The sequence below is a fragment of the Pantoea sp. X-Soil-TKNS-1279 genome, from assembly GCF_059730565.1.
The window spans coordinates 2,028,742-2,055,291 of sequence record NZ_AP035948.1; the positions used below are offsets into that span (position 1 = coordinate 2,028,742).

Annotated in this window: 23 protein-coding genes; 12 read left to right on the plus strand and 11 right to left on the minus strand. The window is 56.2% G+C overall.

What is annotated here, in order from left to right; genetic code table 11:
- Positions 1-43 precede the first annotated feature (43 nt).
- Positions 44-973: a DNA replication terminus site-binding protein gene (tus, locus tag AC6I8N_RS09640; protein ID WP_497830585.1), complete on the minus strand. Its 930-nt coding sequence runs from the start codon at positions 971-973 to the stop codon at positions 44-46.
- Between the two features lie 214 nt (positions 974-1,187).
- Here tus and AC6I8N_RS09645 point away from each other — a divergent pair, with 214 nt between their 5' ends.
- The 4 genes from AC6I8N_RS09645 (at position 1,188) to AC6I8N_RS09660 (ending at position 4,583) form a co-directional block, all read left to right on the plus strand.
- Positions 1,188-2,387: an MFS transporter gene (locus AC6I8N_RS09645; protein ID WP_497830586.1), complete on the plus strand. Its 1,200-nt coding sequence runs from the start codon at positions 1,188-1,190 to the stop codon at positions 2,385-2,387.
- 160 nt (positions 2,388-2,547) lie between these two features.
- On the plus strand, positions 2,548-3,033 hold the full coding sequence (locus AC6I8N_RS09650) for an RrF2 family transcriptional regulator (protein ID WP_021185167.1): 486 nt from the start codon (positions 2,548-2,550) through the stop codon (positions 3,031-3,033).
- A gap of 66 nt (positions 3,034-3,099) precedes the next feature.
- Entirely contained in the window at positions 3,100-3,939 is an 840-nt protein-coding gene (locus AC6I8N_RS09655; protein ID WP_497830587.1) for a helix-turn-helix transcriptional regulator, read from the plus strand.
- 38 nt (positions 3,940-3,977) lie between these two features.
- Positions 3,978-4,583 carry a hypothetical protein gene (locus tag AC6I8N_RS09660; RefSeq protein ID WP_497830588.1) on the plus strand — a complete coding sequence of 202 codons (606 nt, stop codon included), beginning with the start codon at positions 3,978-3,980 and terminating at the stop codon, positions 4,581-4,583.
- Between the two features lie 79 nt (positions 4,584-4,662).
- Here AC6I8N_RS09660 and oqxB read toward each other — a convergent pair whose 3' ends face one another.
- Positions 4,663-7,815 (minus strand): multidrug efflux RND transporter permease subunit OqxB, encoded by a 3,153-nt coding sequence (gene oqxB, locus AC6I8N_RS09665; protein WP_497830589.1) that lies wholly within the window; start codon positions 7,813-7,815, stop codon positions 4,663-4,665.
- 18 nt (positions 7,816-7,833) lie between these two features.
- A complete protein-coding gene (locus AC6I8N_RS09670; RefSeq protein ID WP_497830590.1) occupies positions 7,834-8,988 on the minus strand; it encodes an efflux RND transporter periplasmic adaptor subunit in 1,155 nt (384 codons plus the stop codon).
- A 297-nt stretch (positions 8,989-9,285) separates the two neighbouring features.
- On the opposite strand from AC6I8N_RS09670, the gene AC6I8N_RS09675 reads away from it, so the two are divergent.
- The 3 genes from AC6I8N_RS09675 (at position 9,286) to AC6I8N_RS09685 (ending at position 10,411) form a co-directional block, all read left to right on the plus strand.
- Positions 9,286-9,633: a helix-turn-helix domain-containing protein gene (locus tag AC6I8N_RS09675; protein ID WP_013508941.1), complete on the plus strand. Its 348-nt coding sequence runs from the start codon at positions 9,286-9,288 to the stop codon at positions 9,631-9,633.
- Between the two features lie 86 nt (positions 9,634-9,719).
- Positions 9,720-10,145, plus strand: coding sequence for a ribonuclease domain-containing protein (locus AC6I8N_RS09680; RefSeq protein WP_021185164.1), 426 nt, complete (start codon positions 9,720-9,722; stop codon positions 10,143-10,145).
- Positions 10,146-10,147: 2 nt separating this feature from the next.
- Positions 10,148-10,411, plus strand: a complete 264-nt coding sequence (locus AC6I8N_RS09685) for a barstar family protein (RefSeq protein WP_036626964.1) — start codon at positions 10,148-10,150, stop codon at positions 10,409-10,411.
- Here the strand turns inward: AC6I8N_RS09685 and AC6I8N_RS09690 are convergent.
- The 4 genes from AC6I8N_RS09690 to AC6I8N_RS09705 all read right to left on the minus strand — a co-directional run bounded on the left by AC6I8N_RS09690 (position 10,408) and on the right by AC6I8N_RS09705 (position 18,379).
- Positions 10,408-12,771: a virulence factor SrfC family protein gene (locus AC6I8N_RS09690; RefSeq protein ID WP_497830591.1), complete on the minus strand. Its 2,364-nt coding sequence runs from the start codon at positions 12,769-12,771 to the stop codon at positions 10,408-10,410. The genes AC6I8N_RS09685 and AC6I8N_RS09690 overlap by 4 nt on opposite strands.
- Entirely contained in the window at positions 12,768-15,740 is a 2,973-nt protein-coding gene (locus AC6I8N_RS09695; protein ID WP_497830592.1) for a virulence factor SrfB, read from the minus strand. The genes AC6I8N_RS09690 and AC6I8N_RS09695 overlap by 4 nt, the downstream gene beginning before the upstream one ends.
- A gap of 2 nt (positions 15,741-15,742) precedes the next feature.
- Positions 15,743-17,059 carry an SrfA family protein gene (locus tag AC6I8N_RS09700; protein ID WP_497830593.1) on the minus strand — a complete coding sequence of 439 codons (1,317 nt, stop codon included), beginning with the start codon at positions 17,057-17,059 and terminating at the stop codon, positions 15,743-15,745.
- A gap of 141 nt (positions 17,060-17,200) precedes the next feature.
- Positions 17,201-18,379, minus strand: coding sequence for a benzoate/H(+) symporter BenE family transporter (locus tag AC6I8N_RS09705; RefSeq protein WP_497830594.1), 1,179 nt, complete (start codon positions 18,377-18,379; stop codon positions 17,201-17,203).
- 96 nt (positions 18,380-18,475) lie between these two features.
- Between AC6I8N_RS09705 and AC6I8N_RS09710 the strand changes: the two genes are divergently transcribed.
- From AC6I8N_RS09710 to AC6I8N_RS09720, 3 genes are all read left to right on the plus strand, one after another.
- On the plus strand, positions 18,476-19,021 hold the full coding sequence (locus AC6I8N_RS09710) for a helix-turn-helix domain-containing protein (protein ID WP_497830595.1): 546 nt from the start codon (positions 18,476-18,478) through the stop codon (positions 19,019-19,021).
- A gap of 84 nt (positions 19,022-19,105) precedes the next feature.
- Positions 19,106-19,528: a MarR family winged helix-turn-helix transcriptional regulator gene (locus AC6I8N_RS09715; RefSeq protein WP_021185157.1), complete on the plus strand. Its 423-nt coding sequence runs from the start codon at positions 19,106-19,108 to the stop codon at positions 19,526-19,528.
- 17 nt (positions 19,529-19,545) lie between these two features.
- Complete coding sequence (locus AC6I8N_RS09720) at positions 19,546-20,097, plus strand: isochorismatase family protein (RefSeq protein ID WP_021185156.1); 552 nt, start codon at positions 19,546-19,548, stop codon at positions 20,095-20,097.
- Positions 20,098-20,167: 70 nt separating this feature from the next.
- On the opposite strand, the gene AC6I8N_RS09725 is transcribed toward AC6I8N_RS09720, so the two are convergent.
- From AC6I8N_RS09725 to AC6I8N_RS09740, 4 genes are all read right to left on the minus strand, one after another.
- Positions 20,168-20,413 (minus strand): PIN domain-containing protein, encoded by a 246-nt coding sequence (locus tag AC6I8N_RS09725; RefSeq protein WP_497830596.1) that lies wholly within the window; start codon positions 20,411-20,413, stop codon positions 20,168-20,170.
- A gap of 50 nt (positions 20,414-20,463) precedes the next feature.
- On the minus strand, positions 20,464-22,590 hold the full coding sequence (gene pqqU / locus AC6I8N_RS09730; RefSeq protein WP_497830597.1) for a TonB-dependent receptor PqqU: 2,127 nt from the start codon (positions 22,588-22,590) through the stop codon (positions 20,464-20,466).
- A 308-nt stretch (positions 22,591-22,898) separates the two neighbouring features.
- On the minus strand, positions 22,899-23,519 hold the full coding sequence (locus tag AC6I8N_RS09735; RefSeq protein WP_497830598.1) for a hypothetical protein: 621 nt from the start codon (positions 23,517-23,519) through the stop codon (positions 22,899-22,901).
- A gap of 205 nt (positions 23,520-23,724) precedes the next feature.
- On the minus strand, positions 23,725-24,576 hold the full coding sequence (locus AC6I8N_RS09740; protein WP_497830599.1) for a Vmh family MBL fold metallo-hydrolase: 852 nt from the start codon (positions 24,574-24,576) through the stop codon (positions 23,725-23,727).
- A 122-nt stretch (positions 24,577-24,698) separates the two neighbouring features.
- On the opposite strand from AC6I8N_RS09740, the gene AC6I8N_RS09745 reads away from it, so the two are divergent.
- Both AC6I8N_RS09745 and AC6I8N_RS09750 read left to right on the plus strand, forming a co-directional pair.
- A complete protein-coding gene (locus AC6I8N_RS09745) occupies positions 24,699-25,595 on the plus strand; it encodes a LysR family transcriptional regulator (RefSeq protein ID WP_497830600.1) in 897 nt (298 codons plus the stop codon).
- Positions 25,596-25,686: 91 nt separating this feature from the next.
- Positions 25,687-26,550, plus strand: coding sequence for an NAD(P)-dependent oxidoreductase (locus AC6I8N_RS09750; RefSeq protein ID WP_021186483.1), 864 nt, complete (start codon positions 25,687-25,689; stop codon positions 26,548-26,550).

Sequence of the window (26,550 nt, forward strand, 5' to 3'; positions counted from 1 at the left end):
GGCGCGATTTATCGCGCGATAAGTCTTGCCGCTACGGCCATCATCAGGCCAGCCGATCGCACCACAGATACAAGCGCGGGATAATCAGATGCAAGGGCTCAGCCTGTGGCTTATAACGATGCGCCACATTGTCAGCATCATAATCCAGTAACTCACCCAGAACCGGCACCTGGCTGCGGTCGCGGCATAGCACCAGCAGTGGAGAAGGGCAGGCCAGTTGGGTTTGCTTCTTTTCATCGGCGCGCCAGACACGGGCCACCGGTTGAACTTTGACCGGACGCTTGATTTTCAAGCGGGCCGTGATCGGCAAATCGCGCACCGTTTCCAGTTCCTGCTGCACTTTCTCGGCCCACTGCTCACGGGTCCACGGGGCCTGTGCACGATTGGCTTTCAGGCTGCGCTCCAGCAACTCAATGATTTCATCGCGTTTAACATTTTTAATGATGTTCTTATTCGCCCAACCGAACCGCAGGCTATCCGGGGAATCCAGCAGGGTGACATTGCGGTAGGCATTCAGGGTGATCAACCCGCGTAAATGTTGATGAACAAACTCAAAGCGCGCTTCGCTGGGCAGGCCGGACTCAACGGTGATCAACTGCTCCAGCCGCTGTTTCAGCGTATTAATTTCCGCCACCTGCCGGGTAATGATGTCACTGGCGTGCTCATCCGCTTCAATGCAGATTGCGCCGGGCAGTCGTACCGCGGCTTTGGTGCTGAGTTTTTCTGACTGGTGCTGCATAAACAGCCGACAATAATGGGTGAGGGCCATCTCACGGGCGGCGCTCCCCAGATGCTGGGTGACTTTGATGCGTGATATCTCGTCGTGTTCATGGCCTTTTTCGATATCCGGCAAACCAAAAACCCGCGCGATCAATAGAGGTTGCTGCTCCACTTGTTGACGCAGCGCGCCCAGATGCTGCTCCAGCGCGTTTACGCAGGCATGCAGATCGGCGATCAAATCGTAACGAGCCATAGGAGGTCTCCATAGTTACAACATACCAAATGTGGCAGGGGATCGGCGCGATAGCAAGCACGGTTTATAATTACAACATACTTTTAGTTTGCTGTTTTTTACCGCAGGTTTGCCAGCCTCGTTGTAAGGATTGCGATAACCAGCGGGCATAAGCATTTTTCGTGATCGATGAACGTGTTATAACAAATGCTTCGCCTGCTATCGGAATATTCATGTGGAGCATTACGCAAAGCCCGGCGTTCCCGCCATTATCACTCTCGGGCTGGTTCAGATCCTCTCCTGGGGTGGTTCATTTTACCTGATGGCGGTAATGGCCAATCCCATCGTCGCAGAAACTGGCTGGTCGCAGCAGTGGGTTTACGGTGCGTTATCGCTTGGCATTCTGGTTTCAGGATTACTGGCCCCGCTGAGCGGCAGGCTTATCGCGCGCGCGCGTGGGCGCGCATTGCTGGCCGGAAGCGGCGCAGTAATGGCAATTGGGTTGGTGGTGATGGGGTTGAGCCACAGTTTGCTGTTATTTCTGTTTGCCTGGGTCATTATCGGTATTGGCATGGCGATGGGTTTGTACGATGCCTTGTTTGCCACGCTCGGAACCCTGTATGGCGGGCAAGCGCGCGGGGCGATCACCGGCATCACGCTGATTTCCGGTTTTTGCACCACGTTGGTATGGCCGGGTACGGCGTTGCTCATTCACTGGCTGGAGTGGCGTGGCGCCTGTTTTGCCATTGCGCTGCTGTTATGCGTAGCGGTGCTCCCCGCGTATTTCTATGCTTTGCCGCCGCCGACGGCAAAGAAGAAAGAGACAACGCCCGTCAGGGCTGCCACGACTAGTGATTTGGCTCCCGGTCTGTTCTGGTTGCTATGCAGCATCTTCACGCTGGCTTCGGTGATTATGACCGCCATCTCGGTGCAGTTGATCACGCTGTTGCAGGCCAGCGGCCATTCTCTGACGGCGGCACTGGCGATCAGCGCCATTCTTGGTCCCTGTCAGGTAGGTTCGCGTATCGTCGATATCGCGTTTAAACGGGGTCATCCTATCTGGACCACATTTTTCTCGGTGGGTCTGGTTGCCGTGGGTTTGCTGTTGCTGGCCTGTTTTCCGCAGTTTGCGTTGCTGAGTATGGTGCTGTACGGTGCCGGAAATGGTTTGCGTGCCATTGTCCGGGGAACTTTACCGCTGGTGATGGTCAAACCAGAAGCCTATGCGGTAGTGGTGGGGCGGATGGCACGTCCGGCGCTGATTGGTCAGGCGTTGACACCACTACTGGGCGGTTATGTTTTTCAACAGTTGGGGGCGAACGTCACGCTGTGGATGCTTTGCCTGTTGGCATTGATTAACGTGCTGTTGGTGATGGTGCTGAAGCAAAAATTGCCGCAGCCCAACCCGCAGTCAGAAAGGGGAGTGATAAACTAAGCAGCCTGTGCGCTTGTGTCTGAGGAAATGATGAATACGTGCCTTGATCACAGTCGCTCGCTTCTAAAAAGCAACAGTGTTTGTTATATTTATTGCTCAATGATTACTCACTGCCGCGGCATGAAAACAACAAGATAGACCGCAACTCAGGATTAAAGAAATGCTTGATTACCGCTTCCCGACAGCTTTGCAGATGGTTTTGAGCGTAGCGATGGCGGAGCAATTGGGTAAACGCTCGACCAGTGCCATTCTGGCTTATGGCCTGGAGGCGAACCCCAGTTTCATTCGGAAACTTATGGTTCCGCTGACACGCGATGGCATCATTGTCTCGACGCTTGGCCGTACCGGTTCAATCCATCTGGGCCGCCCCGCCAGCGAGATCACCCTGCGCGATATCTATACCTCGGTGATTGAAGACAAAAAACTTTGGGCCTCGCGCCCGGACGTCGCGCCGCGTTGTCTGGTGAGCGCCAACCTGTGCTGGTACTTCAAATCGATTGCTGATGAAGCCGAACAAGCCTCCCTGAAGGTGCTGGAAAAACGCACCGTGGCGGATGCGCTGGCTGAACTGAAAAAACGTGACACCAGCAACTGCGAACCCCTACCAGACTTCGAAATCGAAGACTTCTGCAAGAAATCCCGCTGACATTCCCCCGGAGCGCCTTGCTGCGCTCCCAACTCCGTCGCGCCGCGACGAAAGCCGGTGGTGCATTTGTTAGAGCCACCTCTCACTTTCTGCCTTACTATCCCTGCCTGCCTGATTGCACTTCTCGACGCTTTAGATCAAGGTATAGTAGCATTGCGCTTTCACAACTTTCCTGGTTTGAAAATTATGGCTAACACATTTTTCTCAAATATTGAAAAGAATGCTTGCATTCGAGAGTATCTGAAAAAGCGTTTAGAAAAATACGGCGAAATGAATTTCGTCTATGCTGTAATGAATAAAAGAAACACTGATGAAATGATGATTATCAGTGACTTGTCGGATGAGCTTGTTAATGATTATCTTGATAATAAGCGTCAGGATATCGATCCTGTTATCATTAATGCTTTAAATCGCATATCCCCATTCACGTGGGATGAAAACCTGAAGATTAACTTTCAATGGACAGTCAAAAGAGTCTTCGATCCTGTAAAACCCTATAATATCACTAGTGGCCATGCTTTTGTTTTACATGATCAAAATGATAATCTTGTGGTTCTGTCCTTATACGTAGATAAACTTACAATGGATGGTGTTGCTGAGGCTATCAATAAAAACAAAGACGAAATTCAAGGCTTGTTAATTTATATCCATGAAATGATATTTCACCTGTATCAGGATGATAACAAACCAGAACAATATGTGTTTACCACGCGTGAAAATGAAATCCTTTATTGGTGTAGTACAGGAAAGACCTATCCTGAAGTAGCAGGTCTGCTAAAGGTTACCGTCAGCACAGTTAAATTTCATATGGGGAAAATTGTAAAAAAAATGGGTGTAAAAAATGCGAAGCATGCGATTAGTTTAGGCGTTGAACTTAAATTGGTTCATCTCCCAACCAGGAAATAACAAGGGTAACTGTTTTATTAATTCAAAAGGATTTTGAAATGAAATGCCGGCATGCTAAAGGTTCTGACTTGGGTAAGGTTTGTGACCTCCTCGCAACAGAATTCTGTCATGACCCGATATATAAAGTTTTATTTTCTGATCGGGATGATCGTGTTAATATTCTGCGGGACTATTTTCGTATTTACGTGAATATGGAAATTTATCGCAGAGGAATATTGATTTCTGAAAATGATACGGGCGTTTTAGTTTATATTCGGCCGGAATTCATTACGGAAATCGTAGAAGCTCATGCTCAAGCCGATGAGGAATTGCGTAAAGTATGTGGTTCAAGTTACAAGGCAGCTTCTGAACTTATAAATGGACTCGATCGTTTGCATCCCTTGAATCCACCTCATTATTTTATATCATTACTAGCTGTGCAACGCTCAGCCCGTGGAGGTGAAGTGGTGGAGAGTTTATTCAGGACGCTGCATGGAATAATAGATAAAGATAAATTGCCATGTTACGCGGAATGTACAAGATTCAGTACCAGAACGTTAATCAGGAGATGGGGATATCGTGATGCTGATTTTCCACTTCATATTAGAGGGTTTCCTGACCTCTATCCTGTTTGGCGTGACCCGAAACAACTTTCTATGAAATAGAATGATTGGATAAAAGCCAGTCAGGCTTTACTGACTGGCATTAGAATTTGGTGACCGGATTTTTACATCAATCCTAATATCACACCGTCTGCACTTCACCTTCCGGCTGTTTCCGTGTCACCAGTTTACGCAGCGTCACATAAAACACCGGCGTCAGGAACAGGCCAAACAAGGTCACGCCCAACATACCGGAGAACACGGTAATCCCGGTCACGCCACGCACTTCGGCACCTGCACCTTCTCCGAGAATCAGCGGGATGGTCCCGGCGATAAAGGCGATGGAGGTCATGACGATGGGGCGCAGACGCAGACGACAAGCTTCCAGCGCGGCCTCAACAATCCCTTTACCCTGCATCTCCAGTTCGCGGGCAAACTCGACAATAAGAATCGCGTTTTTACACGCCAGCCCCATCAGAACCACCAGCCCCACCTGCACAAACACGTTGTTATCACCGCCAGTCAGCCACACGCCAACCAACGCAGACAGCATGGTGACCGGCACAATCAGGATCACCGCCAGCGGTAACGTCCAGCTTTCGTACAATGCCGCCAGTACCAGGAAGGCCAGCAGTACCGACACCGGGAACACAATAAACGCAGCATTACCCTGGGTGGATTGCTGATAACTGAGATCGGTCCACTCAATGTTCATTCCATTCGGCAACACCTGATTGGCGAGCGCTTCCACTTTGGTCATGGCCTGCGCCGATGACAGCACGCGAGGGTCAGCGTCACCAATCAAATCCGCCGCCGGGTAGCCGTTATAACGGATCACCGGATCAGGGCCGTAGGTGGTGGTGATATTCACCATACTGCCGATTGGCACCATCTCGCCGCGATCGTTACGGGTGCGCAGATTAGCAATATCCTGCACGCTGTCGCGGAAATCGCCATCTGCTTGCGCCATCACACGCCAGGTACGACCAAACTTATTGAAATCATTGACATAGGAGGAGCCGAGATACACCTGAAGGGTGCTGAACAAATCGGTCAGCGACACGCCCTGTGCTTTGGCTTTATCACGATCAACCTGCACATCCAACTGCGGAACGTTGGCTTGATAGGAGGAGATCGGGAACATCATGCCAGGCGTCTGCATCACCGCACCGGAGAGGGTGTTGATCGCCGTTTGCAGTTCGCCATAACCCAGGCCAGCACGATCCTGCACGTAAAGGGAATAACCTGAACCCTGGCCGAGGCCCAAAATCGGCGGTGGCATGATGGAGAAACCAAAGCCCGCCTGAATTTTACTGATTTTGGCATTCAGCTCAGCGTTGATTTCCGCCGCACTACGTTTACGCTGGTCAAACGGCTTGAGGCCAAAGAACACCGTCCCGGTATTGGGGGTATTGGTAAACTGCAAGGCGTTCAGGCCGGGGAAGGCGACCGCATAATCCACGCCTTCGGTATTCATACCGATCTCACTCATCTTACGGATCACTTCATCGGTACGCGCCAGTGACGAGCCTTCCGGCATCTTCACGCCACCAATCAGGTACAGCTTATCCTGGGTTGGGATAAAGCCACCCGGTACGCTGTGGAACATCCAGCCCGCGCCTGCCAGCAGCAGCACATAGACGCCAAACACCGCACCACGCCGCCGCAGGGTTTTACTGACCATCGATTGATAACCGTCAGCGCTGCGCTGGAAAAAGCGGTTGAACGGACGGAACAACCAGCCCAGCAACCGGTCAATCAGGCGCGACGGCATATCTTTCGGCGCATGATGATCCTTCAGCAGTTTCGCCGCCAGAGCCGGAGAGAGCGTCAGCGAGTTAATCGCCGAAATCACCGTCGAAATGGCGATGGTAACCGCGAACTGTTTATAGAACTGACCGGTAACGCCGGACAGGAACGCCATCGGCACAAACACCGCACACAACACCAGCGCGATAGCGATAATCGGACCGGAGACTTCACGCATCGCCTGATGCGCTGCCGCGGTGGGCGATAATCCTTGCTCGATATTACGTTCGACGTTCTCCACCACCACAATGGCGTCATCCACCACGATACCGATGGCGAGCACCAGACCAAACAGGCTCAGGGTGTTAAGTGAGAAGCCGAGCAAATACAAGACGCTGAAGGTCCCCACCACTGAAACCGGCACCGCCAGCAACGGAATGATCGACGCACGCCAGGTTTGCAGGAACAGAATCACCACCAACACCACCAGCACAATCGCTTCCATCAGCGTCTGTACCACGGCCTTGATCGAATCCCGCACGAACACCGTCGGGTCATAGGGCGCGGCCCACTGCACATCGTCCGGGAAGCGGGTCGCCAGTTCAGCCATTTTGGCGCGCACCGCGTTGGAGAGATCGATGGCGTTAGCCCCCGGTGCCTGGAAGATACCGATACCGACCGCATCTTTATTATTAAGCTGTGAACGCAGCGCATAGCTGCCAGAACCCATCTCAATTCGAGCGACATCACGCAGACGCACCAGCGAACCATCATCGGCGGTTTTCAGGATGATATTGCCGAACTGCTGCTCGCTCTCCAGTCGTCCCTGGGTGTTGATCGACAGCAGGAAATCGCTCTCTTTCTTCAACGGTTCTGCGCCGAGCTGCCCGGCAGAAACCTGCACGTTTTGCTCCTGCATCGCCGTCACCACATCCGAGGCGGTCAGGCCACGCGCCGCCACTTTATTGGGGTCAAGCCAGACGCGCATCGCATACTCACCGGCCCCGAAGATCTGAATCTGTCCCACGCCCGGCAGGCGGGCCAGTTCGTCTTTGACCTTCAGGGTGGCGTAGTTACGCAGATAGAGCGAATCGTACTTACCCTGCGGCGAAAACAGGTGCACCACCAGCGTCAGGGTCGGCGACTGCTTCTGTGTGGTCAGGCCCAGTTGACGCACGGCCTCTGGCAGGCGCGCTTCCGCCTGTGCCACACGGTTCTGCACCTGAACCTGCGCCTGGTCAGGGTCAGTACCCGGACGGAAGGTGACAGTGGTCACCAGCACGCCATCGGAACCGGCCACTGATTTCATATACATCATGTTTTCCACCCCGTTGATCGCCTCTTCCAGTGGCGTCGCCACCGAGTCGGCAATCACTTTGGGGTTGGCGCCGGGGTATTCTGCGCGCACCTGCACGCTGGGGGGCACCACATCGGGATATTCACTGATCGGCAGCAACGGAATGGCGATCAGCCCGGTAACAAATATCAAAATCGACAGCACAGCCGCGAAAATTGGCCGGTCGATAAAAAAGCGGGAGAAATCCATAACAGGCAGTCTCGATAATTATTGGGCGGCGCGCATCGCGACCGTTTGCGCAGTGACCGGCATGCCGGGCATAAACACTTTCTGCAAACCGTTAACGATGACCTTATCTCCGGGTTTCAGTCCGTTCTGCACCACGCGCAGGCCATTTGCCAACTCGCCTGGCTGGATGTCACGGCGCTGGGCCTTACCGCTGGCATCGACCACGTAGACATACTTACGGTCCTGATCGGTCAGCACCGCTTTATCGTCAATCAGCAACGCGGTGAAATCGGCGCTACCGGGCAGACGTACGCGGGCAAACAGACCTGGCGTGAACTGACGCTGCTGGTTATCCAGCGTGGCGCGCATGCGGATGGTGCCGGTGCTGGCGGTCAACTGGTTATCGAGAAAATCGACTTTGCCCGGATGCGGATAGCCTTGCTCGCCGGTCAGACCGATTTCCACTGGCAGCGCACCCCGGTTTTGTCCCTCACGGGCCATCGCCTGATAACGCAGATAGGTGGCTTCATCGACGTCGAAATAGACGTAGACGCGGTCCTGCGACACCAGCGTGGTGAGGACGCTGGCGCTGTCACCGGCGGTCACCAGGTTACCGATAGTGATCATGGCGCGGCTGGCGCGACCATCAATCGGCGCGGTAACGCGGGTGAAATCGAGATTAAGCTGCGCCATATCCACCGCCCCCTGGGCCGACAGCACGGTAGCCTGTGCCTGGCTGGCCGCTGAACGGCGCTGTTCTGCCTCTTCACGCGATACCGCCAGCGTGCCAATCAGCTTTTCGGTACGAGCCGACTCACTGCGTGCCAGCGCCGCCTGACTGCGGGCCTGCGCCAGTTCGGCCTGCGCCTGCTCCAGCGCCGCGCGATAGGTGCGATCATCAATGGTGAACAGCACCTGGCCTTTTTTCACTTCATCGCCTTCGCGATAATTCACCTGATCGATATAGCCGGATACGCGCGGTCGCAACTGCACGCTTTGCACCGCTTCGATACGACCATTAAAACTGTCCCACTGGCTGACTTTCTGCTGTACCACCTGCGCCACACTCACTTCAGGCGGTGGTGGTGGGGCGTTTTTCGCCACACCGCTATCACAGCCGGCCAGCAGGCTTCCCAGCAGCACCATTCCTGACAGGCTTACGCCCAGACGAACCCCATATGTCTGCAGATGCATTGTAGTTATTCCGCGTTAGTCAAAAAATTGAAAGGTCATGTACAAAAAATTTTGCAACTTTGACGGTTGCATTAAAACGGGATGAGTGTAGGCTTGTGCAAACTGCTTCTGCAAGAATATCTGATACACTTTAAGTGCGGTTTTGATCGCAACGGATCATGCAGGGTAATACCCCTACGCGAAGTGCGGCATTTAATGCAATAATAAAACTTGCACTAAATGGCATAGTCAGTCACCCTTAAAGTGTAACTGCAACAGATACTGATACTGATCGCCACGGCGACGGGAGAAAATGGGATGATGAGCGACGCATTTATTCACGATCTGATCGACTGGATTGATAACAACATTGAAGCACGCCTGGATCTGGACACCGTAGCAGGGCGCGCCGGTTACTCGAAATGGCACCTGCAACGCATGTTCAAAGAGCACACCGGTTATCCGCTGGGTGAGTACATTCGTGCCAAGAAACTGAAAAAATCGGCAGACCGGCTGACCACCACTAACGAGCCGATTCTGAACGTGGCGATTTCGCTGGGCTTTGACTCGCAGCAGTCATTCAACCGCAGCTTCAAACGTCAGTATGGTGTGGCACCGGGTGCATGGCGTCGTCATGCCGGACACCAGCCGAGCGTTATGCAGTAAACTCCGCCAGGGCCAGCATCGCTGGCCCGCGTTTTTCCCGCCTGAAAAGCTGCTATTATCGGCCTCCTGAAACTCAGGAAGTCACTATGTCAAAGAAACTCTGGATTGGATTAATTATCGCGCTGGTCGCTTCATGGGCCGGGCTAAAACCGCATTTCTCCGCTGCACCCAAAACCAATATTGCGCAATTGACCGATGCCGAAACCGTCGCGCGCTGGCTGCAACAACATCATAAATTACCGGATCTCTACCTCACCAAAGGTGAAGCACGGCGTCAGGGCTGGAACCCCGGCAAAGGCAACCTGTGCGACGTGTTGCCCGGCAGGGCGATTGGCGGCGATCGTTTTGCTAACCGTGAACAGCGGCTGCCACAACAGGCGGGACGCCAATGGTATGAAGCTGACGTCAATTACGATTGCGGCCACCGCGATGCCGATCGTCTGCTTTACTCTTCAGATGGCCTGATTTTTCTCACCACCGATCACTATCGCAGCTTTAAGCCGGTGCCCTGATGATGCTCAACCTGACCTTTGATTTCCGGCAACTGCCAGACCGCGAGGCGTTTTATGCTGCGCTGGTGCGGCAGAGCCATTGCCCGTTCGCCTTTGGTAACAATCTTGACGCGTTGTGGGATTGGCTGACAGGCGGGATGGCGCTGCCAGCAACCCTGCATTTGCGCCATGTTGATGAGAGCAACGTGGAATTCGCGCCCGTGCTGGCGCTGCTGGAAGAGGCGGTGGCGCAGCTCGAGGGTGAACTGCGCCTGGTGCGTGATTAAGCGTGCAACGCCAGTAGCATCATCGCCAGTGTCTGGCGGGCGGCGGCAGGTAAATCGCCGCCGCCGGTATAGCCGTTGTTCTCCACAATCACGCTGTTCAGCCCCACCAGCCAGTCGTAGATATAGTAGGCCGTGTGGTTAGCCGGGGCGGCAGAGAGACGCGTCAGACGTTGGCCGGACGAGAAATTGACGCTCGGGGCGGGTGGACGGGCGAAGATCGTCTGGCCACGATTGACGCGGCTGGCCGGACGTTCGCTCTCCGGGCGCTGCAAAAAGCCCAGCCAGGCAACAAAGTCCCCCAACACCGTCATCGCGCGGGACACCTGACGATCGGTGCGCGCCTCATGCGCGCTGGCCTGCGCCTCCGGTTCGTTCAGCGCCGTCTGCAAGGTGTTCAGCATGTTGTGACGGAAGCTGGCGGTAATTAACTCCTCCACCAACAACTCCAGCGTCGGTTTATCGACGTTGAGCAGCGCCAGCAGACTCCGGCTCTCCGGCAACTGACGCAGATGATCCAGCCACAGGGCGAAGACCAGGTGCGGAAATTGCTGATCGCGCTGACCGCCGTGATTGCGCGGTTCTGCCGCTGCCACCGGTTCATCTTTAAACAGATCAAATTCAAAACCGATGCCGAAATAGCTTTGCTCTGCGACCGCGCTGGCGGCTTTATGCTGCGTGCCGCTGTTGCTCTGGCTCAGCCACAATTGACGCACCGCCTCACGAGACGGTTGTAAACGCTCCAGCAATTCGCCGTGCAGGCCGGTACGATGTTGCAGGCATTTCAGCAAGGTGTCGGCAATGCTTTGCTTACGCGCCGCTTGCTCTGGCGTAGCGCTGGCTTCGGTCCAGGGTTGCAGACGATCCACCAGGGTTTGTTGCAGCGCACTCAGTTGCGACGCCAGACGATCACGGCGCGCATCCGGCTGCATTTCATCCTGCAACCAACTGCCCATCCGATCCACTCCGGCGCGATCCAGCGCCAGCATCGACCCCCAGCTCTGACCCGGCTGACCAATCTGGCGTTGTACTGCTTCATCGACGTTGATCTGCTGATGACGTGCATCATAAGGGGTGATGGCCCAGATTAGCCGCGGCTTCTCTCCGCTGGCCGGTACCGGTTGATGCAGATGCCACTCGCGCAGCGCCTGGCTGGCGAGATCGGCGTCCTGACGCTGGCTGGCGGCGGTACAGATCAACAGCAGGTCGATATCCTGACGCGCAGCGTACCAACCTGGCAGCAAGGCGCGTTTCTGTTCCAGTAAGGTTGCGCGCAGCGCATCTCGCGTTTGCAGACGGTGGCGCTCCTCCTGTTGGCCGCGATCGGCTGGGGTACCCGGCGCGGGCAACTCCAGCATATCGGCTTCATCATATAACGCCTGGCGTGGCGTCGAGCTAAGCGGAATGGTGATTTCCAGTGTCAGCAACGCCAGCAGACCCAGGGGCACCTGCTGCGCTTTACCCACCCGGTTCGCGACCACCGGGCACACCTCAATCATCTCCTGCAAGTCGGCATCGCTGCCAATCAACTTCTCGGCGGGCAGTGACGTGTCATCCACCAACAGGCTGAGTGGGGCCATGACCCGTGGGGCATGACGTAACTGATGGCGCAAATGCATCAGGCTGCGCAGGCTTTCGCTTAATGAGTTTTGGCCCGGCCACAGCAAGGCGAACAACTGTACGCGGTCGTCAACATTCAGCCACGGGGCGAGGCTAATGGCCTGCGGCCAGAAATGACGATCCAGCACCTCGGCGTGACGGTGATGGCGGCGACTCCACGCCCATAAAGTGACCAACGCATCGCTTTCCAGACCCGGCTGGATGTCACTTTGGCGATGCCGCTGTAAACGTTGCAGCGCGCTGTCGAGAGCCGTGGTATCCGGCTGTAATTCCGGGGTGGCGCAGGCCAACATCAGACGGATCAGCTCAACCTCGCTCAGCAATGTCATCTCCAGCGGCCAGGCGTTGGAGGCCGTTTCGCGCTGGTGACTAAAACGTGTGGCGATGGCGAAATCGAGGTTGCCGGGATTGATATGCTGGAAATAGTTGAAGGTTTTGTCGCCAGGGGTGGTCATCAACTGTCCCTGGGCATCACCCACCATCTCGCTTAATAACCAGGCTTTGCCCGCCTGCGACTGACCAAACAACGCCAGTGTCACGGGGCGCGCGAGCTGGCGCGCCAGCGCGTGGCTCTCCACTCGGGCACGGCGCAGTTGCAGGCTCAGGGTGTCGCCTTCCATGCTCAGACGCGTGGAGTGAGCCTGCTGGTTTTCTACCCAATTCAGAGCACCATCAAGGGTTTCCTGGAGCAGACTGAGACGTTTGGCCAGCGTGGCCTGTGGTTGTTTTTTTGCGGTTCTCATTTTTTGCAGACGCTCCCGCTGTCGATCCAGTATTGCGCATTCGCATTGCCCGTGGCGGAAAGCGTATTCAGTTTCAGGCTCAGTTGTTCCAGAGGCACGCGGCTGCCGTCGTCGAGACGCGCATCGCTCAGCACCAGACGTTCCGGTCCGGCGTTATCCGGGCCTGGTTGCACCGCCAGCTTGATGCGCAGCACGCTTTCCCCGGCGACTTTACGCGCCAGTTGTGGATCGATAATGCTCAGGCTGTAAAGAGGCGATGCGGGCCAGCGATCGTTCTCCAGTTGGCGGAAGCCAAGGCAGACGTTGCCGCGAATGCGGAAGCTGCTTTTGCGGTCCAGCGCAAAGCTGTGGCTGTCGAGATCGATCTCGCTGTAGCACAGGTTGTCATCGCTCAGCGCCTGCGTTTCATCCAGCACGCCGAGGTAGCGAATGGTGGAGTAAGGTTCAAAATCACCGGCGCGGAACCAGAAGCTGCTGAGACGCAGATCGAGCGCCAGCAGACACAGCATGGCACCGACGGCTGCGGTGGATTTCGGGTTATCAATGCGTCCCTGTTTGTTGAACGGATACCAGTCGCTGGTGTGATACCCCTCCAGCGAAAGAATGCGGCTGCCCGGTAACGGTTGCAGATGACGCACCAGCGCCTGGATGCCAGGGAAACGTGACGGGCGACCGGTCAGCAGCAGCACGTCGCATTGATAGAGCGACACTACTTCGCACATGGCGCGCAACGCCGGGATGATCGCCATACGGTGTTGCAGGAACTCGCCATGCAATTGCGCGAGGCTGACCACCAGCGGCACCTCCAGCAGATCGAAACGGCTGTCGCCGCCAAGGGTGCGCTGGATTTCACCGTTGATAAATGCCAGCACGGCATTGCTGGGCTTTTGTGGTACCAGTTCGCCAAACAGCGCGTTGATCTCGCTGTGGCTGTCGAGCGGGTCCCAGTTTTCATAACGTTCCAGCACCGCCTGCGCCAGCGGGATAAACAGCTGCAACGTCACCTGCTGGCGCAGAGTGGCTTGTCCGTCCATGCGGCTGTCATGGCCGAACAGTTTATTCATCAGCGGTTCCGGCAAGGTCAGACCGGCTTTCTGCAAGCTTTGCTGCAACGCAGGCAGGACCCATAGCTGAATCACATCCAGCAGAATGTCGTCCCCGGCCACCTTGAAGCCTTCGCGGAACAACAGGCGTGGGGTGATTTTGACGTTATTACCCTGGCCGTCGTCGAGGCGATATTGGGTAATCGCGAGGTCGGTGGTGCCGCCGCCAATATCGATGGAGGCGATGCGCAGGCTCTTACCCGGCAGTTCATCAGCGTCACGCGGGCGATCCGGGCGGGCCATGCTGGTGAAGAAATCCTCTGCGCGACCGGCAAAGTTGACCTGCGTTTCGTTGAACAACCACACCATCTGGCCGCAGGTGGCTTCGTCCCACTCCATCTGCACATCCGGCACCGGGCGCAGGCTTTTCGCCAGAGTCGCGGCGGAAAACGCGTCTTCGGCCGGATGCCAGCCTTCCGCTTTCCACACCAGCGCGATGGCTTCCTGCATACGACGACGGAAAATTTCCCTTTCCGGTTTTGGCATGGCCGAGGGCAGCGTAAGGATCACATGACGCAGTTGACGCGGGGCCTGGCTTTGCGGCATACGCTGGCGCTGAGCGACGCTGTTCATCTGCATCATCGCCTGTGCCAGCAGTTCGCACAGCATAAAGGACATCAGCGAACTGCGGCTGTAGCTGGCGGAGAACACCGGCAGGCGCTCATCCTCAGCCAGCGCGTGCAGCGGCTGGCCTTCATCATTCAGCAGCAGGGTAAAGGGCAAGGCGGTCGCCTGGGTTTCATCACCGCTGCCGTTGGCATTGAAACGCCAGCCAGGCTGATAACGGGCTTCATCCCACAGATAACGACGCGGGCTGGAAAGGCCGGTGCTGCCTTCGGTACCAGCACGCAACAGCGCCAGACGGCTGGCCTCGCGGCCCACACGCGTCAGCGACGGCCACATAAAGGCATTTTCGCGACCACTCTCCAGCGAGAAGTTGGCCTTGCCGAAGCGGGGTTCGGCAAACTCCAGGCGGCTGTCGAACAATTCGTTATACACCTGATGCGGTTCAGACAGGTCACGCAGTTGCAGCTCGTAAGTCTGGCGCAGGCCGTTGCTCTCCTCGGCGTGATCTTCCACCAGGATGCCGCAGGTGTGTGAGTTGCCAACATCGAGAATGATATCGACATTCACCGCCGGAGATTGCAGCGACGCGGCCTGAATGGCGATCTCCGCCAGATCAAGCTGTTCGCCCAGCAACTCCAGCACATTGAGGTAATGCGCCTGATACTCAAACTCGCGCAGCGCCTGCATCAACTCTTGCTCGCGGCGTGATTCCAGTGCGGTAACCTGCTGGCTGAAGGTTTCACGCAGCCAGCCATCAACCCAGGTCAGGTCAAGAAATTCACCCAGTTCATAATTATGCCAGGCGAGAGCAAAGCTGACGCCGTTTTGCGCATCGGCCTGGCTCAGGCCAAGCTGCTCGCCACCGTCGTTTTCCGCCACCAGGCGGGTATCGAAGGCGAGGGTGATACGGTGGGTATTGCCCGCCGCATCGGGTTGGGACAGGGGAGCCAGACGCAGACGCGCCCAGTTTTCCGGTCCACCAATAAAGCGACGACCACTGGTGCAACGCAACACCGGCAGCGGTAACCATTGATTCGCCAGCAACGTCAGGGAGTCGGCCAGCGCGATATCCGATTCCGGGCGCACCACTTCCGGTGCGCCGCCATCTTCGGGGTAGAGCAGAAACTTGCCGCTGTTGCCGTCAATGTTAAGGCGCAGCAGCGGGCCGTTTGCCGTCTGGCGTACAAACTGACGGCGCGCTTGTAATGAAGGCAGACGCAGGCCGAAGTCGAGAAATTGCACACCGCTATCTTCAATCAGCGTGATTCTTTGTTTGTCATCGATGAGGGGCGCTAACATGGTTACTTACTCTCACGCTTAATCGTCAACGGGAAAACCTGATCCGCGCCATATTGCGCGTCACAGCTGGCGATACCATCGCCTTGTTTACACACCAGTTCCGGCATGCGGTAGCGTGATTTATCGCTACAGCTGGCGGTGTAGCGGCTGCGAACCACCATGGTGCCGGCGCTGGTCATGGCGGCGGTGACATCGGCCTTGCAGCGAATGCCATCGCCCTGGGTAATCAGCGCTGTGCCTTTGCCGTTTTTAATCTGATAACGCAGACTCGGCGGTTTACCGGTTGGCAGGTTGGTCTGACGCAGGGTGACGCGCCAGCGACCATCCAGGAAACGTACCGAACCGACGCGCACGTCTTCGGCGGTGATCACCAGATCATCGGCTTTGGCTGGCGCGGTAGGCACCGGCGCAGCAACCTCAACCACCGCAGGCGCGACGGGCGCTGCGGGCGGCGGCGCGGTCACGGTGGCGCTGGCCTGCGGCAGGGTGGTAACCAGTTTTTCCGCCTGCGCAAACACCGGCGGTGGCGCGATCGGCTGGCTGACAACCGGAACAGGCGCAGCGGCCGCCACGGGGGCCGCGGCTTGCGGGGTGCTGTGCAACCACCAGGCGGTTCCTGCGGCGGCAGCCAGCGCTACCGGGAGCAGCAGCAACCACGGGCGCAGGGATTTGCTGGCGGCAGGGGGCTGGACGGCGGCGATTACCGGTTCGGGTTCGCTCTCTTCCGGCTCAGGCTCAATGATCGGCTCCTCCGGTTCGACTTCCGGTTCGGCCAGCACAATCGGTGTGTCCACCACCGGCGGCGGTTCTGGCAACAGCGACGGCAGTTGCTCGTCAAGGCTGTCACGCAGACAGGCCAGTGCGTCATCACGCGAGCGGGCCTGCGGATCGACAAAGCCCCAGAAGGTAATCACCGGTTTGCCATCCACCAGATAGACGTATTGCTGATCGGGGAATTGCAGGGTTTTACTCAGCAGCGCACCAAACAACCGCATCGCCGGGTTTTCTGCCTCACGCGCGCGCAGGCTCAGCGCCTGCAAATCCTGTTGATTGAGGGTGAGTTGTTCCAGCGCCTGACGACGTTCGTGATCGCTGGCCGCCAGCCATGAACGGACTTTGCCGCTAAAGGGGGCGTACCAGTCGAGGCGATCACCGCGTTCATTGGGTTGTGGGATGGCGAGACAGTTCGCCAGCGTGGTTTGGCGGCGTAGCCGCAAGGTTTCGCGAATTTGCAGAGCAGAAGCCCAGACGGGCTGGCCGTTCTCACCCAGTGCCAGAACCGCGTCAAGATTGCCGCTGCGCAGAAAAGTTTTTGCCACTCGTTGGCCCTTATCGGTGAAAGTCTGAGGCAGAAAAAATCGATTTTGGTGATCTTAAGCCAAATAAGGGCAAATCAAACGGCGGAAATAAGGGGGAAAACAGGGCGGTTTTCCCCGGCTGGAGGATGAGTTGTAGAAAATTTAACCGCGTGCGCGCGGCATCAGCACCAGATGCGTCAGCATCCCGCCGACCAGTCCCCAGAAGGCAGCGCCGATACCCAGCAGCGACACGCCGCTGGCGGTAATCAGAAACGCCACCACCGCGCTATCACGCAGTTGCGGTTCCGCCAGCGCGCGATGCAGGCTGCCGGACAGCGTCGCCAGCAGCGCCAGACCGGCCAGCGTGGCAATCAACACCTGCGGCAGCGCGCTGAACAGCACTGCAATCAGCGCGCCGGTTAGCCCGGTGAGCAGATAGAAGAAACCGGCCAGCGCTGAGGCCATCCAGCGTTGTTTGGGATCGGGATCGACCTCTTCACCCATACAGATGGCGGCGGTGATGGCGGCAATACAGACGGAAAAGCCACCAAAGGGCGACAGCACCAGTGCCAGCAGCCCGGTCCAACTGGTCAGTGCCGAAATTGGCGGCTGATAACCGTGCGCCTGCAAGGTGGCGATGCCGGGGGCATTTTGCGACGCCATCGTCACCAGAAAATAGGGCAGGCCGACGCCAATCAAGGCGGTCAGCGAGAAGTGGGGGGTAATCCACTGCGGCACGCTGAGGCTCAGTGACTGCGGCGGGAAATGAATGCTGTGTTGCCCAAGCGCCACCAGCACCCCGGTGACCAACGCGAGGATAATCGCATAACGCGGTAACCAGCGACGGCTCAGCAACCACACCAGGCACATGCTGCCGCACAGCGCAAAATTACCCTGTAAACCGGTAAAGGTATTCAGGCCGAAGCGCAGCAGGATCCCCGCCAGCATCGCGGCGGCCAGCGACTGCGGAATATGGTTCATCAGGCGCGCAAACAGGCCAGTGACGCCACTCAGCACAATCAAGACGTTGGTAAAGACAAACACGCCAATCACTTCATTAAGGGTCAGGCCGTGCAGACTGGTCGCCAGCAGCGCTGCGCCGGGTGTCGACCAGGCGGCCAGAATAGGCATTCTGGTCCACAGCGATAACCCGAGCGAGGCAAAGCCCATGCCAATACCCAGCATTGAGAGCCAGCCGCCAATTTGTGCCGGAGAGGCACCGGCAGCCTGCGCCGCCTGAAAAATAATCGCAGCTGAACTGCTGTAACCCACCAGCACGGCAATAAACCCTGAAATCAGTATGGGGAGTGAAAAGATGCTGCGCGGGGCGGTGGTGATCATAGCGGGTGTTCCGGTTGTGCGTTATAGCGCACATTGTGGCATGGGACGCTATAGCGCACAAGTGATACACTGCGCGCGAGCTTGTCTGGAGATCCTATGGAAAATCTGCATCAACATCTGAGCCTGGCGTTGAAACAGTTGCGTCAGGCCAATGGCTGGAGTCTGACGCTGGCGGCGGAACGCACCGGCGTCAGCAAGGCGATGCTTGGCCAAATCGAACGCGGCGAGTCCAGCCCGACCGTGGCGACCCTGTGGAAAATTGCCACTGGCTTCAACGTGCCGTTTTCGTTCTTTATTCAGGGGAGCGAGCAACCACCCGGCACCGCTGCCACCTTTAGCCAGAGCAATGCCCAAATGCTGGCAAAATCGCTGCTGCCCTACGACGCGCAGCTGCGTTTTGACCTGCTGGAAGTGACGCTGGCCCCCGGCGCGCAAAGTGATTCTTCACCGCACGAAACAGGGGTGATTGAGCAGGTGGTGGTGCTGGAGGGCGAGTTGTTACTGGGCGTTGAGGGCACCTGGCGTCGTCTGCAACCCGGACAAGCCAGCCAGTTTGCCGGTGATAAACCGCACAGCTACCGTAATCCTCTCAGTACGCCGCTGCGTTTTCATAGCCTGATCCACTATCCGCATCGGGCGTAAGGCTTACAAATTGATACGAAGGTAAACTACACAGTTTGCCTTCGTATTTATATACTCGCTTTTCATTGTAAGGGAGACGTCGCTATGAGCGATCTGAACAGCGCCGCCGCGTTGCTGCGTAGCGTCAACGGCAAACTGGGACGCCGTTTGCGCGAATCGGCCCCGCCGGGTGACCTCACCTGGTCGCAAGTTGCGGTACTCGGTTATCTGGTGCGCGATGGTGCCATGACGATAACCGAACTGGCGGCGGCAGAAGGGGTGCGAACCCAGTCGATGGGCGCAACCGTTGCCAGCCTGGTCACGGCCGGGATGGTGCTGGGCGAAGCTGACCCGCACGATGGTCGCAAAACGCGCTACCATCCTACGAAAGCCTGCCGCGCGCTGGTGGCGGCCAATCGTGCCCAGCGTGATGACTGGCTGGTACGCAGCATGGCGACGCTCAACCCGCAGGAACAGCAGACGCTGCTGGCGGCCATTCCCTTACTGCAACGACTTGCCGACCAATAATCCTGAGAGGACCCGAGATGGCTGTAACAACTTTAGATGCAAAAACCGCCCTGATTGTGATTGACCTGCAACATGGGATCGTGGCGCTGCCTGTGGTGCATGACCCGAAAGTGGTGATTGAGCGTTGTCAGCGTCTTACTGATGCCTTCCGTGCGCACGATCTGCCGGTGGTGCTGGTGAATGTGGCGGGTGGTGCGCCAGGCCGTAACGAGCAGGCGCGTCATAGCGGTGAACTGCCGGCTGACTGGGCGGTACTGGTGCCGGAAATGACGCCACAACCGGGCGACATTAGCGTGACCAAGAAAACCTGGGGTGCCTTCCACAACACCGGTCTGCATGAGCAGCTGCAACAACGTGGTGTCACTCAGGTGGTGGTGTGCGGTATCGCGACCAGCATCGGTGTGGAGTCTACCGCGCGTCAGGCATATGAGCTCGGTTACAACGTCACGCTGGCGACTGATGCCATGACCTGCCTGAATGCGGATACTCATCAGAACAGCGTGGAGCGCATTTTCCCGCGCCTGGGCGAAACCGGTTCAACCGAGGATGTGCTGGCGCTGTTGGGTTAATAAACATCGCGCGATGAATCGCGCCGCTACGATTTACCACCACCCGCTCGTAGCGGCGCGATTTATCGCGCTAATCCCACGGATTCAACAGCATCACCCCCATCCCGGTAAAATCTCGCACATTACGCGTTACCAGAACCATGTCATGATGAATCGCCGTAGCGGCAATTAACGCATCCGTCGCCGGGCGAACAGGCGGCAGACAGCGCTGCAGCGTCGGATCTTTACGCGCAAATTTAAGGATGCCTTTTTCAATTTCTATCAACGTCATGGCGGAAATAAACATATCCTCCGCATTGAGGCTATATCTAAGCATAAAAAAAGCCCTGCCAAACATCATGTCTGACAGGGCTTTGTTTTTTTTAATTACTGGAACGCGTAGCTCACGGTCAGGCCGACGCTGTAGTTACGACCCGGTGCCGGTTCGTAATAGCGGCCATTACTCTCGTTAACGATCACCGAACCGATGTAGTTGCGGTCGAACAGGTTATCGACGCGACCAAACAGATCCAGCGTCCAGCTCTCTTTAATCAGCCACTTATAACCACTGTTCAGGCCCACCACGGTGTATGCCGGGGCTTTCACATCGTTTTCATCATCGGCGGCGATGTCGCTCATATAACGCACATCGGCTCCGGCATACCAGCCCAGATCCGGCGCATAAGACAGACCGGCATACGCCATGCTGCGCGCGATCCCCGGAATGCGGTTGCCGTCACAGCTCTCGGTGCCACAGGCGTTGCTGCGGTAGCGTGCATCGAGCAGCGTCCAGGCAGCCTTCACACGCCAGTCTTCGCCAAACTGCTGATCAAGGCCCAGCTCAAGACCACGACGACGGGTTTGTCCGGCATTTTTGTAGCTGGTGCGCCCGTTGCTGCTGCTATCCGCAACGATTTCGTTATCCGTATCGGTCTGGAAAATGGCAGCAGTGAGCAGGCCGTAACCAATGCGTTTTTTGCTACCCAGTTCGATCGTGTCGCTGGTGGCCGGTTTCAGACCGAGGTTAAGGCCGGACTGGCCGTCAGAACGGTAGGACAACTCATTGATGGTCGGGGTTTCGAAACCACGCCCCGCAGAAACATAAGCATTCCAGCTATCATCAATCGCGTATTTCAACGACGCGGCAGGCAGCCAGCGGTGGTAACGCGCGTTGCCGCTGTCGTCGCCGTTGCCAGAGGTGATGTAGAAATCGTTGGAGTCGAAATTGACGGTGCTGAAACGCACACCGGCATCCAACGACCATTTATCGGTTAGCTGCCACGCGGTTTGCACGTAAGGATCAAGGTTCCACATCAGATTGCGTTCATTACGACGCATATCCCCCATCACGCCGTAATCGGTGACGCCGTTACTGGTGGTGAAGTTCTCGTAGCCTTTGCGGCGTTCAGTCATGGTTTCATAATCAAGACCGCCGGTCAGCGTTACCGGGATGGTGAACAGCGTATCGCGATGCGTCCAGCGGGTATCGATGCCCTGATAATGGCGGGTCAGGGAGATTACGCCGCCCGGATGGGCTGGGCTGGTCTGCGAGCTTGCCGGAATCGACTGATACTGCGTGGTTTCGCGTACCCCGGCATACATCATCACGCTCAGGTCGTCGTTTTCACTCATCTGGCGCTGATAATGCAGGCCGCCCTGGGTTTGATCGACGGTTTTACGCGCATTGTACAGGCTGACGTTGCTGACCACCTGACGCGGGTTCTGCTCCCATTGCGCCTGGGTTAAACCGCCGGGATCCTGGGCATCGACATGCACGCTGTTGAACAGCAGCGTCAGGGTGCTGACATCATCAATGCGTACGCCGAGCTTGGCGTTGCCGAGGTTCTTTTCTGCCGAACTGTGATCGCGATAGCCGTGGGTGGTAAAGCGTGAGGCTGAAATGGTGTAGTTGACGTCACCGGCATGGGTGCCATCGCCCGTCGCGCCACTGGCTTTGACGCTGTTGCGCCAACTGCCATAGCTGCCGTACCAGGTGCTGGCTTCCAGCGTGGTGGGCTGCTGCCCGGTTTGGGTGTCCACGTTGATCACCCCACCGGACGAGTTACCGTACAGCGCCGAGAAGGGACCGCGCAGCACTTCAACATGGTCAATCGAGCCGATATCAACGTTGGAGGTCTGACCCTGGCCGTCCGGCATGGTGGCGGGAATGCCGTCGACATACATGCGGATGCCACGCAGGCCGTAGGTGGAACGCGAACCAAAACCGCGCACCGAAATTTGCAGGTCCTGAGCATAGTTTTGACGGTTCTGAATTTGCATACCCGGCACGCCCATCAGATTTTCTGACAAGTTAACGCGCGGGGCCGCGTGACGCATATCGTCGCCGGAGACGACGCTGACCGCCGCAGGCGTATCGAGTTCAGATAAGCCGGAACTGTCGGGAGTGGCACTGACCACCATGGTGTTGCTGGCATCATCAGCGGCCAGCAGTGGCAACGGAAACACCGAAGGCAGCGCCAGCCACAGCGCCTGGCGCAGTAAAGCTATTTTCATTATGAAAGACCGTAATAAATGAAAGGAAATGAACCGGTTGGAACATAATGAGACATATGTTAATAGTTTTTACCCAGGCTGGCATTACATTTTAAGCTATTTGCCCAATAAAAGGCTGTTACCGTCAGGGGAATAGCAGGGACGGTGAACACATCTGCGGGTGCGGGAGTACTACGGATAGGTTGTCAGGACGTGTTCTATCTGGTTGGACATCGATTTATAAAATTTAAACTGCTCTCCCGCTAGTAAGGAGTGCATCGGCTATTGATAAATAGCCGCTTTAAACCGAGCGGCTATTTTATCGTAGATTACGAACGTGTCGCGATAAGGATACGAAAATCAGAGTGCGTGATTTCTTTAAATTGCAATTTTTCCATTGCAGATTCTAATTGGTCATGGCTGAGCTTCGGATCTTCCCAACGTTTTCTTGGTTGCGGCGCTTCTGACTGCGTCGCCGTTTCTTTGTGGGGCTTGGCTTTCTGTTTCGCAAGCGACGACAGTGTCGGCTCCATATAATTCCTGGAGGAGATTGAGCGTGGTTTATGTCGCGGTTTTAAGGATGATTTCTGTAGCGATGACTGAGATTCAGCAGAGGGTGATTTATTGGCTGTCTTCAGGGTTTCTCTGGCAACAGATTTAGCTCTCGACGAGATGGTGGAAGCAAGATATCCAGCTTGCGTATGCATGTGCTCCACAGGCATGGTTTTATCGTAGTGCCAGATTTTATTTATACTTTTATCGAAGCTCACTTTCTTCTTGGAAGAATTATCCGGATTAATATGTGAAGCATTGAGATGGTTTTCCATTATTCGGGAATTAGAAGAAATTGTTTTATCAGTTGTGTTTTTTATTGTGAGTGTGAATTTAGTAGGGGGTGGTTTTTTTTCAATTTTTTGACTGAGTATACCGGTACCGGAAATAATTATCATAATGCCCTCCATTAGCTGATTGATTCTCAGTTCCTGTTATTTCTCACCTTGCTTAACGTATACAGCAAGTGGTCATTTTTACTCCAGCAACAAGAGTATCCGATTGATACTGTTTTTTCAGCGTTTTTTTCTGACGTAAATATGGCGCGTTCTGCCAGAGTTGGCCGCCTTTCTGACAATGTCTCAGAGCAGGCAGCCAACCACATCACCACTTCATCTCGCCGCTATTCACCTTCGCGCTCAACACCAGCGAGCTTTCGTCCGGCAAATTGGGGTAAGCGGCTTTCATCGTCTCAATCACTGCCGCCGAACCTTTCTTCTCTGCCAGCGCGGCTTCAAATTTTTGCAGATAATTCAGCGTAAAGGTCACCGCCTGGTCGCCACTCGGACGGGGGCCAATATAATGACCCGGAATCACCACTTTCGGTTTTAACTGCTGCATTTCACGCAGTACGCTCCGCCACTGCTCGCGACTGGCGGGGGTTTGGGTATCTGCCGTCCAGACGTGAATGCCAGCCGCCACCGCAGTACCGCCGAGAATCGCCCGGTTTGACGGAATCCAGACATAGGCGGATTTATCCCCGGCGTGACGTAATTCAATACGTTCGCCATCGACGCTGAAACCGGTCTGATAAGTTGTCTGTGGCACAATTAATTGCGTGGGGGCACCACCCGGCATTTTCGGTCCCCAATATTGCAGCTTGGCCTGTTTGGTGGCGTCGATATGTTCCACCACCAGCGGCGAGGCCACGACTTTTACCTGTGGGAAGGCTTTTACAATCGGTTCCAGACCAAAATAGAAGTCAGGATCGCCCGAGGTAATAACAATCTGCGTCAACTTTTTGCCGCTGGCTTTAATCATCTCCACCAGTTTTTCGCCATCTTTCGGGCTGAACTGCGCATCAAACAATATTGCTTCATGTGGGCCTGACACCAGGGTCGAAGACACCGGGAACACCCCCTGTTCCTGCGGGTTGTAGACCTCAAGGTGCAGTGGTGCGGCCAATACCGGGCCTGCGGTCAGCAGCAAACATAACGGTAATCTCTTCATTTTCATCACATATTCCTTTAAGCGGCAGTCTGCCGTCACTAAAAGCCTCATTGTAGGGAAATCCGGGTCTGTTAGAATTCCCGCAATCAGAGATGGTCAGTTTCATAAAACGATCAGATGGAGCGAATATGGACAGAGTGACGGCGGCAACGGTGTTTAATCGTATCTGCGAACTGGGGAGCCTGAGTGCGGCGGCGCGGGCGTTGGATATTTCGCGGCCGATGGTAAGTCGCTACCTGGATGAGATGGAGAAGTGGGCCGGAGCGCGTTTACTGCATCGTTCTTCGCGCCGTCTGACCATTACCCCGGCCGGAGAAAAAATCCTCGAAAAAAGCCATGCACTGGCGCGACTCGCTGAGGACATTGCCGATCAAGGCGCACAACGCGACGTGCAGGGCATCCTGCGTGTGGCCTGTGCACACTCCACTGCCACCCATATTCTGGGGCCGATGATCCCGGCGTTTTTGGCCCGCTACCCGGCGCTGCGCATTGAACTGGAGATTAACAATCAGCCCGTGAGTCTGGTCGGGGAGCGCATCGATCTGGCGGTGCGCATCACTAACGATCCTGAACCAGGCGCAATTGCGCGTCGCCTCGGCGAATGTGTGTCGGTGGTGTGCGCATCACCGGCGTATTTGCAGCAGTACGGCACCCCGCAAACCCCGCAGGACCTGACACAGCATAATTGCCTGCACTACAGCCGTTTTGCCGGGCAACGCTGGCAATTTAATGACCGCAACGGTGAGGTGATCGCCACCACCATCAGCGGCAATTTCAGTGCCGGCATCTCTTCGGTGTTGTGCGATGCCGCCAGCGCCGGTTGTGGTGTGGCGATGGTGCCGGAGATGGAGGCACGCGCGGCGATCAACAGCGGGCAGTTACAACGTTTGATGCCAGACTTTACGCCCAAAACGCTGGGTATCTATGGTCTGTATATGTCACGCGATCGCCAGCCTGCGGCCTTGCGCCTGTTTCTGGCGGCGGTGCAGCAGCGCCTGGCTGAGGATGCGCCAGCGGCAAGTTAAAAAAATGTTTTCATCGCACCTCTGGCCTGGCTGTGGACCACAATTCCTGTCAGGCTAGCGTGTTTATGCCAAATCAGAGAAGGGAAAGAAGATGAGTCAGCAACCTGTGGTAGCGGTGTTAGGACTGGGTGCAATGGGGCATGCTTTTGCTGCCAACCTGCTGAAAAAAGGCTTTGTGGTACGCGGTTGGAACCGTACCCGCGCCCGTGGCGAAGATTTATTGTCAGCCGGGCTGATGCTGGGTGACAGTGCCATCCAGGCGGTGGACGGCGCAGATGTGGTGATCGCCATGCTGTCTGACGGTGAGACGACTCGCCAGGTGGTGCAAGACGCGCAGGGCGCATTGAAGCAGGGCGCTACCCTGTGCCAGATGGGCACCATCGGTGTCGAAGCGACAGATGCGTTAATCGCGGAACTGGCGGCCTCTCGCCCGGATGTGGTGTTTATCGATGCCCCGGTGTCGGGCACCAAGGCCCCGGCAGAAAACGCGCAGATTCTGGTGATGGCGAGCGGCGACCAGAGCAAAGCTGCCGCAGCGGAACAGGTATTTGCGGCGATTGGCAAGGGCACCCAATGGCTGGGTGAGGCCGGTGCCAGTTCGCGTATGAAGCTGGTGGTGAACAGCTGGTTGATTGGTCTGATGCAGAGCCTGGCGGAGAGTACCCGTCTGGCGGAGCAGTTTGGTTTCACCACCGACGATCTGTGGAAAGTGCTGGACGGTGGCCCGCTGGCGGCGCCTTACGCCAAAATGAAACTCGGCATGATTGCCAGCCAGGATTTCACCCCGCAGATGCACCTGATCTGGGCGCTGAAAGATGCCCGTCTGGCGTTGGATGCAGCGGGTGAAGCCAAATTGCCGGCGCTGGAAAATATCGTCGAGGTCTGGCAGCAAGCGGTGGATGCGGGTTACGGCGAGCAGGATCTGGCGGCGGTTTATCAGTTCCTGAAGCGCTAA

Excerpts from the sequence above, each read along its gene's own strand:
- tus (WP_497830585.1), bottom strand. The coding sequence starts at position 973 with ATGGCTCGTTACGATTTGATCGCCGATCTGCATGCCTGCGTAAACGCG.
- AC6I8N_RS09650 (WP_021185167.1), top strand. The coding sequence starts at position 2,548 with ATGCTTGATTACCGCTTCCCGACAGCTTTGCAGATGGTTTTGAGCGTA.
- AC6I8N_RS09660 (WP_497830588.1), top strand. The coding sequence starts at position 3,978 with ATGAAATGCCGGCATGCTAAAGGTTCTGACTTGGGTAAGGTTTGTGAC.
- oqxB (WP_497830589.1), bottom strand. The coding sequence starts at position 7,815 with ATGGATTTCTCCCGCTTTTTTATCGACCGGCCAATTTTCGCGGCTGTG.
- AC6I8N_RS09670 (WP_497830590.1), bottom strand. The coding sequence starts at position 8,988 with ATGCATCTGCAGACATATGGGGTTCGTCTGGGCGTAAGCCTGTCAGGA.
- AC6I8N_RS09675 (WP_013508941.1), top strand. The coding sequence starts at position 9,286 with ATGATGAGCGACGCATTTATTCACGATCTGATCGACTGGATTGATAAC.
- AC6I8N_RS09680 (WP_021185164.1), top strand. The coding sequence starts at position 9,720 with ATGTCAAAGAAACTCTGGATTGGATTAATTATCGCGCTGGTCGCTTCA.
- AC6I8N_RS09685 (WP_036626964.1), top strand. The coding sequence starts at position 10,148 with ATGCTCAACCTGACCTTTGATTTCCGGCAACTGCCAGACCGCGAGGCG.
- AC6I8N_RS09690 (WP_497830591.1), bottom strand. The coding sequence starts at position 12,771 with ATGAGAACCGCAAAAAAACAACCACAGGCCACGCTGGCCAAACGTCTC.
- AC6I8N_RS09695 (WP_497830592.1), bottom strand. The coding sequence starts at position 15,740 with ATGTTAGCGCCCCTCATCGATGACAAACAAAGAATCACGCTGATTGAA.
- AC6I8N_RS09705 (WP_497830594.1), bottom strand. The coding sequence starts at position 18,379 with ATGATCACCACCGCCCCGCGCAGCATCTTTTCACTCCCCATACTGATT.
- AC6I8N_RS09710 (WP_497830595.1), top strand. The coding sequence starts at position 18,476 with ATGGAAAATCTGCATCAACATCTGAGCCTGGCGTTGAAACAGTTGCGT.
- AC6I8N_RS09715 (WP_021185157.1), top strand. The coding sequence starts at position 19,106 with ATGAGCGATCTGAACAGCGCCGCCGCGTTGCTGCGTAGCGTCAACGGC.
- AC6I8N_RS09720 (WP_021185156.1), top strand. The coding sequence starts at position 19,546 with ATGGCTGTAACAACTTTAGATGCAAAAACCGCCCTGATTGTGATTGAC.
- AC6I8N_RS09725 (WP_497830596.1), bottom strand. The coding sequence starts at position 20,413 with ATGCTTAGATATAGCCTCAATGCGGAGGATATGTTTATTTCCGCCATG.
- pqqU (WP_497830597.1), bottom strand. The coding sequence starts at position 22,590 with ATGAAAATAGCTTTACTGCGCCAGGCGCTGTGGCTGGCGCTGCCTTCG.
- AC6I8N_RS09735 (WP_497830598.1), bottom strand. The coding sequence starts at position 23,519 with ATGATAATTATTTCCGGTACCGGTATACTCAGTCAAAAAATTGAAAAA.
- AC6I8N_RS09740 (WP_497830599.1), bottom strand. The coding sequence starts at position 24,576 with ATGAAAATGAAGAGATTACCGTTATGTTTGCTGCTGACCGCAGGCCCG.
- AC6I8N_RS09745 (WP_497830600.1), top strand. The coding sequence starts at position 24,699 with ATGGACAGAGTGACGGCGGCAACGGTGTTTAATCGTATCTGCGAACTG.
- AC6I8N_RS09750 (WP_021186483.1), top strand. The coding sequence starts at position 25,687 with ATGAGTCAGCAACCTGTGGTAGCGGTGTTAGGACTGGGTGCAATGGGG.